This is a genomic window from Pseudoalteromonas sp. T1lg65, assembly GCF_051930985.1.
Taxonomy (GTDB): Bacteria; Pseudomonadota; Gammaproteobacteria; order Enterobacterales; family Alteromonadaceae; genus Pseudoalteromonas.
The window spans coordinates 437,663-451,014 of record NZ_CP196837.1 but is presented as its reverse complement, the minus strand read 5'-3'; the positions used below and the strand labels follow the sequence as shown (position 1 = coordinate 451,014).

11 protein-coding genes are annotated in these 13,352 nt (G+C 42.7%); 6 read left to right on the top strand and 5 right to left on the bottom strand.

The window, feature by feature from the left end; translation table 11 throughout:
- Positions 1–47 precede the first annotated feature (47 nt).
- Positions 48–740: a transglutaminase-like domain-containing protein gene (locus ACSLBF_RS02045; RefSeq protein ID WP_440054962.1), complete on the top strand. Its 693-nt coding sequence runs from the start codon at positions 48–50 to the stop codon at positions 738–740.
- 83 nt (positions 741–823) lie between these two features.
- Here ACSLBF_RS02045 and ACSLBF_RS02040 read toward each other — a convergent pair whose 3' ends face one another.
- Positions 824–2,647, bottom strand: coding sequence for an alpha/beta hydrolase (locus ACSLBF_RS02040; protein WP_440054961.1), 1,824 nt, complete (start codon positions 2,645–2,647; stop codon positions 824–826).
- Positions 2,648–2,782: 135 nt separating this feature from the next.
- Here ACSLBF_RS02040 and ACSLBF_RS02035 point away from each other — a divergent pair, with 135 nt between their 5' ends.
- Entirely contained in the window at positions 2,783–4,762 is a 1,980-nt protein-coding gene (locus ACSLBF_RS02035; protein ID WP_440054960.1) for a winged helix-turn-helix domain-containing protein, read from the top strand.
- A gap of 69 nt (positions 4,763–4,831) precedes the next feature.
- Here ACSLBF_RS02035 and rpmG read toward each other — a convergent pair whose 3' ends face one another.
- The 3 genes from rpmG to radC all read right to left on the bottom strand — a co-directional run bounded on the left by rpmG (position 4,832) and on the right by radC (position 6,234).
- Positions 4,832–4,987, bottom strand: a complete 156-nt coding sequence (rpmG, locus tag ACSLBF_RS02030; RefSeq protein ID WP_010364212.1) for a 50S ribosomal protein L33 — start codon at positions 4,985–4,987, stop codon at positions 4,832–4,834.
- Between the two features lie 12 nt (positions 4,988–4,999).
- Positions 5,000–5,236 carry a 50S ribosomal protein L28 gene (gene rpmB, locus ACSLBF_RS02025; protein ID WP_138508549.1) on the bottom strand — a complete coding sequence of 79 codons (237 nt, stop codon included), beginning with the start codon at positions 5,234–5,236 and terminating at the stop codon, positions 5,000–5,002.
- A gap of 323 nt (positions 5,237–5,559) precedes the next feature.
- On the bottom strand, positions 5,560–6,234 hold the full coding sequence (radC, locus tag ACSLBF_RS02020) for a RadC family protein (protein WP_440054959.1): 675 nt from the start codon (positions 6,232–6,234) through the stop codon (positions 5,560–5,562).
- A gap of 131 nt (positions 6,235–6,365) precedes the next feature.
- On the opposite strand from radC, the gene coaBC reads away from it, so the two are divergent.
- The 3 genes from coaBC to ACSLBF_RS02005 all read left to right on the top strand — a co-directional run bounded on the left by coaBC (position 6,366) and on the right by ACSLBF_RS02005 (position 11,456).
- Positions 6,366–7,565, top strand: a complete 1,200-nt coding sequence (gene coaBC / locus ACSLBF_RS02015) for a bifunctional phosphopantothenoylcysteine decarboxylase/phosphopantothenate--cysteine ligase CoaBC (protein ID WP_440054958.1) — start codon at positions 6,366–6,368, stop codon at positions 7,563–7,565.
- 165 nt (positions 7,566–7,730) lie between these two features.
- The gene (gene slmA, locus ACSLBF_RS02010) at positions 7,731–8,318 is read left to right on the top strand and encodes a nucleoid occlusion factor SlmA (RefSeq protein ID WP_440054957.1); all 588 of its coding nucleotides are present in this window, start codon (positions 7,731–7,733) and stop codon (positions 8,316–8,318) included.
- Between the two features lie 363 nt (positions 8,319–8,681).
- Positions 8,682–11,456: a prolyl oligopeptidase family serine peptidase gene (locus ACSLBF_RS02005; protein ID WP_440054956.1), complete on the top strand. Its 2,775-nt coding sequence runs from the start codon at positions 8,682–8,684 to the stop codon at positions 11,454–11,456.
- A 64-nt stretch (positions 11,457–11,520) separates the two neighbouring features.
- Here the strand turns inward: ACSLBF_RS02005 and ACSLBF_RS02000 are convergent, their stop codons facing one another.
- Complete coding sequence (locus ACSLBF_RS02000; RefSeq protein WP_440054955.1) at positions 11,521–12,414, bottom strand: hypothetical protein; 894 nt, start codon at positions 12,412–12,414, stop codon at positions 11,521–11,523.
- Between the two features lie 198 nt (positions 12,415–12,612).
- Here ACSLBF_RS02000 and ACSLBF_RS01995 point away from each other — a divergent pair, with 198 nt between their 5' ends.
- A complete protein-coding gene (locus ACSLBF_RS01995) occupies positions 12,613–13,338 on the top strand; it encodes a response regulator transcription factor (RefSeq protein ID WP_440054954.1) in 726 nt (241 codons plus the stop codon).
- Positions 13,339–13,352: the final 14 nt, after the last annotated feature.

Below are 13,352 nucleotides of genomic sequence, written 5' to 3'. Positions count from 1 at the left end.
GCTGTTGGATACTGTGGGAAATCAACACAGTTACAGAGCAAAAAGCAATGCAGAGTCAACTTATCGCCACACCTATGGTCGACTATCAAACGCCAACGATTCAGGCGTTAATAAATGAGCGCCAATGGAAATCATTACCCACACTAAAAGCCGCAGAACAAATTTATTTATTTGTCAGAGATGAAATTCAATTTGGCTACAGTGAAAATGATACGCTCAAAGCCAGTGAAGTCCTCAAACAAAAATATGGTCAGTGCAATACCAAAGGTACACTGTTAATTGCTTTGTTTAGAGGGTGTGGTATTCCCGCGCGATTGCACGGTTTTAAGATCAGTAATGCATTGAAACGTGGGATTATCCCGCCTTGGCTTACATGGCTGGCCCCTAACAGTATTATTCACAGTTGGGTTGAAGTGTATTTACAAAATCAATGGGTAGAATTGGAAGGTTACATTATTGATAAACCCTATCTAGAACAGGTGCAAATGAAGTTTGCAGGTCAAACACGCTTTACCGGACTAGGCATTTCAACACCTTGTTTAAAAAATCCGGATGTCGAATTTGCTTTAACTGGAACCTACATTCAAAGAGAGAGCATTACTGAAGACTTAGGCACATTTACTCAACCAGACGATTTTTATAAAAAGTATGCAAACCTCAACGTCATACAACGTTTTTTTTATCGAAGTTTTGTGCGTAAGTTGATTAACACAAGAGTTAAAAAAATGCGTAACGGTTGAAAAAGTCGGCAACATATCACGGGCATGGTTACCGACTTTGATCTGGGGCTTCTTCTAACAAACTACTTTAGTTAAGGAAGTTACTAGGGCCTGGTTAATTCAATCAAGGCCTGTTTGATTACATCAGGATGTGACAGTGGAATAATATGCTCCGTAGAATCCAATGGAATATACTGACCACCAGAGGACTCCGCGATTTCCATGGACCAGTGACGGCTTTCTTGCTCCCACTGCGTCAAATGTTGCTTAGACTCTTCGTCTTGGGCCTGAGCAATATCTAGCTTTTCAAACGCACTATCTATTACGGTGATTGGAATACTGGCGTCTGGTTTCCAGCCTGCCGCATAGTTAAGATCATCGTGATAGCTATAAACATCTTTAGCCCGCTGTACTTGCGCTTGGAGTGTTCGGCGTTTTTCAAGCAGTAAATTAAAGTAATCCCAATCCATATACGCTTTAAATTCACTATTTTCCAGCAACTGCTCAACATGTTCACGTTCTTCGACTAATTTACCCTCCATTGCTTCGTGCCACCCACCCGCAGCAATATGGTCAAACAGAACCTGACCATGTTTACGATAAATTGTCACAGGGAAGCCCTGATAGTGGGAAATTGAAAATGGTAATAACGTATCTGGGTCCAACCACAGCATACTGGCTATTTTATCTTTAAAATCAGGTGACTGTTTAAACGCAATAACTGGCACCGAGTTACCACTTGCAAAACTCACTAAATGCACATTTTCCAGCTCAAGTGATGAAAAAATCGCGGGCAAGTGCTCCGCAAACTGCGTCATTGAAGGCATCTCTGCCTCCCCACTCAATCCTCGTCCTAATCGGTCGATCGATATCACATTAAAGTCTTCTGATAGGTAAGGCTGTAGTAGTGAAAACCACCCCGTATCGGCATGGTAATGTTTAGTTAACCCGGATATTAATACCACGGTTGGTTTTTCTGGCTGCACACTCAACTGCCTAACATGATAATAATGCCCTTTTATATCAATCAAATCAGAGTGTTCCGGTAACTCGTATTGGCTTGCAGAGTTGAAAAACTGTAACACGGCTTTGCTGGTATCCAACGGTGGCAACTGCCAGCTATGCCCTGCTTGCTCAATTGCAAGCAATTCAGTCTTCACAGCTTGATCTGGGTAATGGGTTAATGTCACACCTTCAGTCAGCGTTGTTGTTGCTTGGGTCGCCTCTTGATAATTTAACCCAGCAATAACTTTAATAGCTTGTGGTGAAGAGATAAGTCCAAAGTTAGAGTGATTCGAACCATTAAATGGCAACACCGAGTCTTTTTTACCGTGCAGCAACCTAAAATGGGTCGGTTGTGAAAAATTACAGCTGTGTGATAGCTGCATCGACATCGGGGCTGCAACCGTTGAGATCCCCTTGAACACTTCTGAACGATTACACAGTAAGTTTTGTACAAATAGGCCTCCTTGCGAGAAACCCGTTGCATAGATTTCGCCTTCTAAAATACGATAGTCCTGTTTGACTTGGTCCACTATTTTATCAACAAAACCCAAATCATTAATTCCTAATCGATGTGCTTTGTTACAATCACAACCTTCATTCCACTCTTCATTTTTTGATTTAGGATAGACCACTAGAAAATCGTCATTTAGGTTATGCAAGTTGCTCATAAATGCCATCTCTTCTGCGCTTCCCCCTGAGCCATGAAATGCAAGGAGTAACTTATAAGCTTTGTCTTTACTGATTTGTTGATCAGGCGTAGCAAGGTAATAAACACGGTTATCCAACGCTTTTTTAGTTAGTGCGGATTCGGATGATGGAGTTTCAATGTCGGGATTATGTGTACCGTTATCACTTAAACAAGCAGTCAATATTGGCAGCATGGTCAGCGTACAAAAAACACCTAGTAATTTTTGATATTGCATACGGGGATTCCTATTTGCGGTTTTTTCTGTACTCTAATAAGGAGCTCAGGAAGCCCCAACAACTTGCTAGGAAATCTTTGTGGTGAATTCCTTACTAAAAAAGTTAAGCATAATAATCAATAGGATGACTTAAGGATGAACTATCAGATCGCAACCATTTTATTTGATATCCGCAACCGAAATCTGTCTCGGGGTAGCGTGATTGTTCGTTTGGAGCCCAAACCCTTTCTGCTGTTACAAGCATTGGTTGAAGCTGACGGCAATACCTTAAGCCGAGATCAGCTTATTGAACAAATATGGGATGGCAGAATCATCTCAGAAAGTGCGATCAATAAAACGGTGTCAATGCTGAGGCAACATTTAGCTAGCTTGGATGAAGACCTTGAATTTATTGAAACTATTCCAAAGTTGGGTTATCGATTAGTCGTCACGGCTGAAACACTCACCATTCAACCGAACGTCAAGCAAACACCACACAACTGGGTTATTATCGCTGCAGGTATGGTATTGCTGGTAAGTATATTAGTTGCTGTGACTTATTATGTAAGTAACCCTTCACACACAACTTCAATTGTAAAACCAGAACGAGTCGTTGCACAGCAAGGGTTAGAGGTTTCTGTTAGTACAGCACCACAAGCAAAACAGTTTTCTTATCTACATGTCTTGCCCGATGGCATCGCGGAACTATGGCTCGCAAACCGTCATTCACAACAAAAAGTCTGGAAAGCTCATATCAAAACCCAAGCACTGAGCCAAAATGCAAAACGGTTGGCGTATGTTGAGTCCAAACCAACGTGCCAAATTAAGGTATTAAACCTCGATAGTGCCAAACATCACACACTGTTTCCCTGCCAGGATGTCGAAAATATCAAGCTACAATGGGCCGATAATGATAGCACGCTAGTTTATAGAAAACGGGCTAATATTCATTCTGGCTACGCGATTTATTCATACAACCTCAATACCAAGCAACATAAACAGCTGACGCTTCCTCCAACTCAAGGAAACCTTAGAGGTGACCATCTATTTTCACTGTCACCAGATAATAAACAGCTTGCAGTCGCAAAATACCAAGGCGAAAATCAGCATCAAGTCACGCTCTACCACTATCCCCGCATAGAGGTAATAAAGCACCTCAGCATCCCATTAGATATCTCTGCAATAACTTGGTCTCATGATGCTGAAAAGATATTTTTTACAGACGACAGAACGCTTTATCAGCTTCCAATAGATCAAGGTACGGTTACGGCAATGCATGAGTTTACCGCACCGATTGAGAGTCTTGCCAACCTTGGGAGCACAAATAACGCATTACTGGTAAATCAATATCGTATTCCGACAGTGATTCAACACTTCAATCACGAAACTAAAGACATAAGTACTTTAGTTGAAAATGGCGCCCAAAATAGGCTACCTCGCGCAAATTCACTAGAGCAACTTTGGTATATCTCAGATCGAGCAAATCAATCTTCGCTATGGTATGGCCAAGCACACCATGCAGAGCAACACCAAGCATCCAACTTACCCAACGGTTTTTCCTTTCAACGTTATCAATTGAACAAAGCAGGTGATGCCATTTTATATGAGCTCGACGATGCGATTTATCAAACCAGTATAAAGTTGAACCAAACTGACCTATTGGTTGGCAAAGACCGAAAGCCTTATGTTGCAAACTATAACGAAGAAGACGATGCCATTATCTACAGCAGTGAGCAATCTGGAAGCTGGCAACTCTGGGAGTTCAATCTCACGACACAAACTCATCAAATGCTTACAAAACAAGGCGGCTACAGTGGATATAGCGACAATGATGTTTTGTATTTTACCAAGTTTACACAACCGGGGATCTGGCAACTTAAAGATGGTAAAGAAAGTGAATTAATTGCCGACGTGCCAATTGTAAACTGGCTAAATTGGAAACTCGTTGATGAGTATTTATATTATTTCAAAGATAATGCGATTTGGCGCTATCACTTAAATACAGAGCAAACCACCCGTTACTTCCCTGCACCGGCTAACTTTCTCCATCAATATGATGTGTTGAAAAATGGTGACATCATTTTTGCAGCGACCAAAGACCTGCAGGGCGAACTTTGGAAAATCGAAATCCCATAACCTTTCTTAACCAGCTGACGCAAAAAACCCAGCCTAAGCTGGGTTTTTAAATTCAGTAAGCGAATCGAATTACTTGATTTTCGCTTCTTTGAAGATCACGTGTTTACGAACCTTAGGGTCGAACTTTTTGATCTCCATTTTTTCAGGCATGTTACGCTTGTTCTTGTCGGTAGTGTAGAAATAACCAGTACCAGCAGTAGAAACTAAACGGATCTTATCACGCATGATTTAAGCTCCTTATACTTTTTCGCCGCGAGCACGGATATCTGCTAGAACCGCGTCGATGCCTTTTTTATCGATAATACGCATACCTTTAGTAGTAGTGCGTAGAGAAACGAAACGCTTTTCGCTTTCAACCCAAAAACGGTGTGTTTGTAGGTTAGGTAGGAAGCGACGCTTAGTTGCGTTGCGCGCGTGCGAACGGTGGTTACCAACCACTGGGCGCTTACCTGTAACTTGACAGACTTTAGACATGTCTATGTATCTCCAATAACTTCGCTCGAGCTTAATTTTCCCTTAAAGGCCTTTTCACTGTGTGCCCCAGGTAAAATCAAAGGGCGCTCTTTATACAGTATATACAGGCAGAGATCAAGGTTCTGATCCTACTGAAATCAGCTCATGGGTAAATTTGATAGCGGCCAATTATAATGATCCCAAGCCCCCGAGGAAAGTAAAAACTGCACTTAAATTGAACTAATTTGCAAAAAACATGCTATCGCTGTGATTTTGCGTATAAAAAACGCCCACTTTTAATAACCACTAGCAACGATGTATACGTCAACGCTCGGCGAATTACATTAAATTAACCCACGCTGGGCAAAAGAAACGCATTGTCCTCCTGCAACTATGATGTGGTCTAACACCAAGATATCGAACAGTCCTAACCCTTGTTGCAGTTTACGAGTAATGAGCTTGTCTGCTTCACTAGGCTCAGCAACGCCGGAAGGATGATTATGGGCGAAAATGATGGCTGCTGCGTGGTGTTTTAGCGCCGACTTAATGACTTCTCGGGGGTACACCGAAGCTGCGTTAATTGTACCACGAAACAACACTTCATCTCTGATCAGTCGATTTTGATTATCTAAATAAAGCGCCATAAACACTTCATGGCTTAGTCCCCGAAGAGTAGCGGTTAAGTAGTCCGTGACAGCATTTGGATTATTAAAAACCGTGTCACGTTTGCACTCTTCTCTAAGGTAACGTTTGCTCAGTTCTAATACTGCTTGCAACTGAGTATATTTTGCCACACCAAGTCCTTTTAATTTGGCGATTTCTTCTAGTGGCGCATTAAATAGGTTTTGTAACGATTGGCATTCAAACAAAAGGCTTTCAGCCAACTCGATGGCATTCACCCCCTTTATGCCCGTACGCAAAAATATGGCCAGTAGTTCCGCATCAGATAGAGTATGAGGGCCTTGCTCAACAAGCTTTTCACGAGGGCGAAGGGTTTTGGGTAACGCAGAAATTTGCATGGTTTCTCCTTGAGTTATGCTTGTCACCAACCTTGGTAACAATCATAAAAGTCTAGTTGTTACTCGGAATAATTCAAAAGCCAAAGCTGAGTGTGATATCTTTATCTCAATTAAGTTTTGAAGACAGACTCATGAAGCAAAGAAACAAACGTGTATTGCTAGGGATCACAGGCGGTATTGCAGCCTATAAATGTGCGGAGTTAGTCCGTCGACTAAAAGACCACCATGTTGATGTAAAAGTGGTGATGACTGACTCTGCAAAACACTTTATTACGCCATTAACCATGCAAGCGGTATCTGGTGAATTAGTGTCTGATTCATTATTAGACCCGCAAGCTGAAGCTGCGATGGGTCATATTGAATTTGCTAAGTGGGCCGACTTAGTACTGGTCGCACCGGCAACCAGTAATATTATCGCTAAAATGGCTGTCGGTATTGCCGACGATTTATTAACGACCCTGCTACTGGCGACCCCAGCACAAGTTGCAATCGCCCCCGCCATGAATCAACAAATGTACGCGCATGTAGCTACCCAAGATAACCTTGCCACACTGGCGAAGCGCAACATCGCTATCTGGGGACCGGGTCAAGGTGAGCAAGCCTGTGGTGATGTCGGTGCTGGTCGCATGCTTGAACCGCATGAGTTGGTACAGCTGGTGTTACAAGCACTTTCACCCGAAGCGAAAGTCTTACAGGGAAAAGTGGTTACCATTACCGCTGGACCGACCCGTGAGGCGCTGGACCCAGTGCGATTTATTAGCAACCATAGTTCTGGAAAAATGGGTTATGGCCTTGCCGAAGCGGCGCTCGCTTTGGGGGCTGAGGTTAATTTAATCTCTGGACCTGTGAGTATTTCAGCGCCCTGTGGTGTTAACCTTATTGCTGTAGAAAGCGCCGCAGATATGCACGTCGCGGCACTTACACATGCGCCAAAATCCGATATTTTCATCGGCTGTGCCGCCGTTGCTGACTACCGTGCGGCAACCGTTGCCGAGCAAAAAATCAAAAAACAAGGCGATGAATTAACCTTAACCTTAGTCAAGAATCCAGACATTATCGCAGACGTTGCGGCTTTGGCTGTTTCTCGCCCCTACACTGTGGGTTTTGCTGCAGAAACGCAAGATATCACCACTTATGCCAAGGGGAAACTAACGAACAAAAAGCTCGATATGATTTGTGCAAATGACGTGTCGAAACCGGATGCAGGGTTCAACTCAGAACACAATGCACTCACGCTTTTTTGGCATGATCAGCAACAAGATTTACCTTTGACTAGTAAAAAAGAGTTAGCACTTACTGTCATGAAAGCCATCGCTGAAAAGATAAAATAACCTTCATGTAAAAAGCTGGAAAGAAGCTGAATAAAACATTAACATGATACCCCGACAGGGTGTGAGCTGTTCGGGGTTTGCACTGACAACCATTGTATTGATTATGTTGTTAATACAATCGGTATAACCAGAATAATGATAATAAAATAAGTTGAAGGAAAGTTCATGCCAGCGACCAAACGTAGTAATCGCAAAGAGCAAATTCTCCAATCTCTCGCACAAATGCTCGAAACCAGTCCGGGCCAAAGGATCACCACCGCCAAACTGGCCGCTGAAGTGGGTGTTTCTGAGGCAGCTCTGTATCGCCACTTCCCTAGCAAAGCCAGAATGTTTGAGGGACTCATTGAGTTTATCGAAGACACGCTGTTATCGCGTATCAATCTGATCCTAGAAAATGAAAAAGAAACCCAAAGTCGTATCTATAATATTTTGATGCTACTACTGGCCTTCGCAGAAAGAAACCCAGGGATCACCCGCATTTTAACTGGTGATGCGTTACAAGGTGAACAAGAGAGATTAAGAGAGCGAGTGCAGGGTTTGTTTGAAAAGCTAGAAACACAATTTAAACAAGTGCTACGTGAACGTAAGCTGCGTGAAGGCAGAGCGTTTAGTTCAGAAGAAGCGGTACTAGCGAATCTATTTTTAGCTTTTGTTGAAGGTAAGATAAACCAGTTTGTCCGCAGTGACTTTAAAGCCAAGCCCACTGCACAATTTGACAAGCAATGGGTAGAACTGCAAAAAATCTGGCAATAGCCACGACAATAAGGGCAGTTATTCACAGCAAATAACTGCCAGCCACCGCACCTTATTTTAGTTTTTTTTCTAGAAGTGTTAGCTTTTAGTGAATTTACTTAGTTTGTTTTTATAACTACCAAAAGTAACTTCGTCGGCAGCGTTAAGCTATGTCGCATTTAAAAACAAACAGCCCTATACAAACCTGCCTAACTAAGTGATCTATTTTGAGGCGAAGAAACTTTACCGATAGCAACGCTCTCGCGTCCTGCTAACGCTAAGGTACCTATATCCGTGTAGGCAAGGCAAAACTTTCGCCCCTTAAAATGATCAAGTGTTATTGCAGATTGATATTAAAACCATAATAAATAAAGTGCCTTAATTATGAAATTCAACCTCTCATTACTCGGCCTCGCCTTGTTGTGTGCTAATGCACATGCAGCTAAGCCAAACCTGGAATTTTCTGACGTCTTTCAATTTAAATCCGCTGAAGGAACCGTACTGTCAGAGCATGGTCAGTTTTTAGGACTTTCCGCGCAGCCCTATCGTGGCGATGGCGAAGGACAACTCTATGATCTTGAAACGCAGAAGCTAATTGCTTCTGTTGAACGCGGTACTAAGCCTACCTTTAGTAAAAATGGCGCTTGGGTGGCTTACACGCAAGTACCGAGTTTGCTTGCAAAAGAAACCAATAACAAAGAAGAAAAAGCTAAGTTAAAAAACACCTTAATACTTATTAATACAGAAACTCTCAGTCAACTGACGTTTGACGCAGCAAAAGACTTTCAACTCTCCGACAACGGCAAGTGGCTCGCCTATCGTCACGATATGGAAGAGAACAAATCGCAAGATGCCGATAAAGACACACCAGAGACTAAAGAGAAAGTCGAAGATGCAATCAAAGCGGATAAAGGGGATAAAACCTATACGCTGAGCCTAGTTAACCTCTATACACAACAACGCATTGAGCTTGAAAACATTGCACAATACCAATTGGCACCCAATGGTACCGGCGTGTTAATCAATCAACAAAGTACTGATGGCAAAGACAATCAAGTCGGTTTTTACGATTTAACCTCGCAAAAACAGAGCAGTCTGATCAATGAACCTGGCGTCACATTAGGTGCGATTGCGTGGCAACCAAACGGTAAGCAAGTAGCCTTTTATCAAGGTAACTACGTCAATGATGATATTCGCCGCCGTCAATATCAGCTACAACTTTGGTCTATTGAGCAAAATGGACTAAAAACAATTGCAACAACGGACAACTGGTTCAGCGGTAAAACGGCTACCTTAACGTGGTCCGATGATAATCAACGACTGTATTTTGATACACGCCCACAACTTGAAGCAAAAATAAAAGAAAAAAAGTACAGTGACGAAAGCTCGTTATATGATTTTGACACCATTCGCGCACAAAAAGGCTTAAAGGTTTGGCACAACCAAGACCCTGAAATAAAGCCTAGAGAGCAAATAACATGGAAAGAATCACGACGCGATAAGCACTTTAAAGCCGTCTTTCATATCGAAGGTGAACGCGTTGTTCAGCTTGAAACGCCGGAAGTTGCTTCTGTGAGTTTGAACACCAACGCAGCATTTTTACTTGCCAGCGACGACAAGCCATACCTAAAACAAACGTTGTATGAAGGATTCTATCGCGACTACTACGCGGTTAACATCAGCAATGGTGAAACCAAATCAATCGTAAAGAAAATCCAAGCTGTGCCAACTCTCTCACCTACTGGTGAACACGCGGCGTACTTTAAACACGATCACGTTTGGCTGAAATCCCTCAGCTCGGGTAAAGAAACAGCCATTAGCAAAGCAGTAAAACAAGCCATATTTGCCGATGATCGCCATGACTATCCAATGCCAAATGAAGGCTATGGATTTGCAGGCTGGCAAAGCGATGGCAGCACGCTATACGTTTACAGTAAATACGATATTTGGGCATTTGATACCCAAACCTTAGCAGCTAAACGACTCACTAATGGTTACCAAAGCCAAACTCAGTATCGCGTTGAATACAAAGATGCAGATAAACTTGGCTTTAGCGACACTGAGCGATTAATTTTACGCGCGCATAACTTACAAAATAAGCAAACTCACATCGCCTTACTGTCTCTTGATACGGGTAAGCTAGAAACGGTGCTTAATGGCGAAGCACGTTTTGATGTGATTACCAAAGCAAAAAATGCAGACCGTTTTATTATCACCAAACAGGACTACCATACTTTCCCTGATTTTTGGGTCACTAATGCCAACATGGTCAGTCCTAAACGCGTCACGAACCTAAACCCACAACAAGGTACATTTGCTTGGGGTCAAAAACCAGAGCTGGTGCAATACAAAGGCTTTGACGGCGAAGACCTCCAAGGGGTTCTGATCAAGCCAGCTGATTACAAGCAGGGCGACAAAGTGCCGGTTGTTATCTATTTCTACCGCTATATGAGCCAAAGAATGTATGACTTCCCGAAAATGGAGTTGAATCACAGACCCAATTTCCCGATGTTTACTTCAAATGGCTATGCGATCTTTCTACCTGATATTCGCTTTGAAATCGGTCGTCCCGGACCATCTTCAACGCAAACCATGATCAATGCAGCGCAAGCATTAATTGATATGGGCGTTGCCCATCCAGATAAAATTGGTTTACAAGGTCACTCATGGGCAGGCTATCAAAGTGCCTTTATGGTGACACAAACCAACATGTTTAAAGCGGTTGTTTCTGGTGCGCCGGTATCAAATATGACTTCAGCCTATAGCGGGATCCGTTTAAAATCAGGGTTAGCACGCCAATTCCAATATGAAGCAATGCAAAGTCGAATTGGTAAAACGCTCACAGAGGCACCAGAGTTGTATATCGAAAACTCCCCCGTGTTCTTTGCCGATAAGGTCAACACTCCAATCTTGATTATGTTTGGTGATAACGATGGAGCGGTACCTTGGCAAGAAGGCATTCAGTATTATTTGGCTTTACGAAGACATGATAAAGATGCCATCTTGTTACAATATGAAGGTGAGCCACACCACCTTAAAAAGTTCCCTAATCAGGTCGACTTCTCAATTCGCATGATGGAATATTTTGACCACCATCTAAAAGGTAAACCAGCCGCGGATTGGATTATTCAGGGAGAAAAATACCAACCTGAAAGTTAAGGGTACTAAAAAGCCCAGTCGCTATATTGGCTACTGGGCTTGGTATTATCCAAATTGGTTTGAGCTACTTCACATCTTCAAACTTGGTGGTTTGCATGACGCCATTGCTGAGCAACTCGTAGTTAGCATCGACTCCTGCCACTAAAAAGGCTTGCTTACTCTCATCAATCGCTTGCTCACGAGCCATGATTTGCGTCAATTCCAACACCCCATCCAAACACACTTCTGCCAAATCATGACGCAGAAAAAACCGATGTAATGCCTCAAGTTGCGACGCTGCACTGTTGGTAAGGTAACTGGTGTGTTGTACTTCACCACGTTTATCTAACAGATATAAATAGTCACCCCGACAACACTCATACATAAACCTATCGTACTGTACTGATTTTGACTGCTCTTTCCATTGCCACGGTAACACGCAGCAATCAAAACGCTTTGCATAATGTCGAAAGTACCCAGATTGATCAGCGATAGTCAGCGGCAGTATCTCACCGTGTGGCGCAACACCTTGACTGCAGTGATACCAAGGACGCTGATATTTAAGCTGATTCACTCGACCTAGATTAAACTGCCGACATTGCGACATCGGGAAACAGTCATAACTGATCCCCAATGCTTGCGCCCATTGAAGTGATGCGACAAAACGCTCAGGTTCTGGCCAGTCACTTAGTGCCACAATTCTAGCTACACCACAAGATTTAAGCTCAACCAAGTCGGCTTCACTGAATGGGAAGGCGATAAGCATCCACAGCTCACTGCCCTTGACCTCAGCCGCTAACTGCTCAAGTAGATTAGGTATAAGGTTTGGCTGCCATCCTGACTCAAGTCCAAGTGTCTGTGCTCCATGTTGCAGGCTCACTACCTGCCGCCATCCAGGGCGCTGTAATAAGGTTTGCGCTCGTGCTAATAGGCGCTGACAAATTAAAATTTGTACCTCTGAAAAGGTATGTTCACTCATAAATAATTCTACTTTTTGCTCGCACAAGACAAGCTTAGTCTTGTTTTCAATTTCTACAGAACAAGTTTAAAAAAGAGTGAAACAACTTAACCTGTCAGATCTGACAGGTACCTCATCCAGAAAAAGCCCATGTGTTAAATTGCGCAAACAGGATTAAATAGAAACCGTAACATTATTAACATTGCGGAAATAAAAAACATGTCTACTACAATTAGAGCCTTAGCAAAACCTTCAAAAGTTCTCGTGGTACACCACGACCAAATGGAGTCTGCCAGAATAATAGATACGCTAGATGAGTTGGGATCGATTACCGATTACGCCAGTAATTATCTAACAGCATTGCATTTATTATCTGAGCAGGCATTTGACTTTATTATTATTTCAGATTCACTGTCTGGTGGCTCTGGCGAAAAGCTGGTTGCACAAATACGCCAGCATGTATCCAAAACCATCACTATTTTCTTTTGTTCTAAGCAAGAGCTTGAGCCTGAAAAACGTGTTGAACTTTACTATTTAGGTGTCGACGATATTTGGCACAGCCAAATGCCAATTGAAGAAAAGCTGGCTAAACTGAACGCTGCCGCCAGAAGAATGCACACTGAAGACAACACCGTATTGAAGTTTGGTCCGTTAATGGTTGATGTGAAAAACCGCCAAGTGACTCGTGAGGGTAAAGAAGTAAAACTCACCCAAACGGGTTTCCAAATTTTAACGCGGTTATTGAAAAACTCGCCAAATGTCGTTGCCAAGCAAGAGCTAGAATGGGATCTATGGCAGGATCAACCACCCAATACGGATGTATTACGCTCACACATGTATCACTTGAGAAGACAATTGGATAAGCCATTTGAATTCCCTCTGATTCATACCATTCATGGTCATGGATTTAGATTACAAGCACAAGCTCAAACACAAGCGCACTAAGTGAGCTTGTGTTT

Excerpts from the sequence above, each read along its gene's own strand:
- rpmB (WP_138508549.1), bottom strand. The coding sequence starts at position 5,236 with ATGTCTAAAGTCTGTCAAGTTACAGGTAAGCGCCCAGTGGTTGGTAAC.
- ACSLBF_RS02005 (WP_440054956.1), top strand. The coding sequence starts at position 8,682 with ATGAAATTCAACCTCTCATTACTCGGCCTCGCCTTGTTGTGTGCTAAT.
- ACSLBF_RS01995 (WP_440054954.1), top strand. The coding sequence starts at position 12,613 with ATGTCTACTACAATTAGAGCCTTAGCAAAACCTTCAAAAGTTCTCGTG.
- slmA (WP_440054957.1), top strand. The coding sequence starts at position 7,731 with ATGCCAGCGACCAAACGTAGTAATCGCAAAGAGCAAATTCTCCAATCT.
- ACSLBF_RS02000 (WP_440054955.1), bottom strand. The coding sequence starts at position 12,414 with ATGAGTGAACATACCTTTTCAGAGGTACAAATTTTAATTTGTCAGCGC.
- radC (WP_440054959.1), bottom strand. The coding sequence starts at position 6,234 with ATGCAAATTTCTGCGTTACCCAAAACCCTTCGCCCTCGTGAAAAGCTT.
- rpmG (WP_010364212.1), bottom strand. The coding sequence starts at position 4,987 with ATGCGTGATAAGATCCGTTTAGTTTCTACTGCTGGTACTGGTTATTTC.
- ACSLBF_RS02045 (WP_440054962.1), top strand. The coding sequence starts at position 48 with ATGCAGAGTCAACTTATCGCCACACCTATGGTCGACTATCAAACGCCA.
- coaBC (WP_440054958.1), top strand. The coding sequence starts at position 6,366 with ATGAAGCAAAGAAACAAACGTGTATTGCTAGGGATCACAGGCGGTATT.
- ACSLBF_RS02035 (WP_440054960.1), top strand. The coding sequence starts at position 2,783 with ATGAACTATCAGATCGCAACCATTTTATTTGATATCCGCAACCGAAAT.
- ACSLBF_RS02040 (WP_440054961.1), bottom strand. The coding sequence starts at position 2,647 with ATGCAATATCAAAAATTACTAGGTGTTTTTTGTACGCTGACCATGCTG.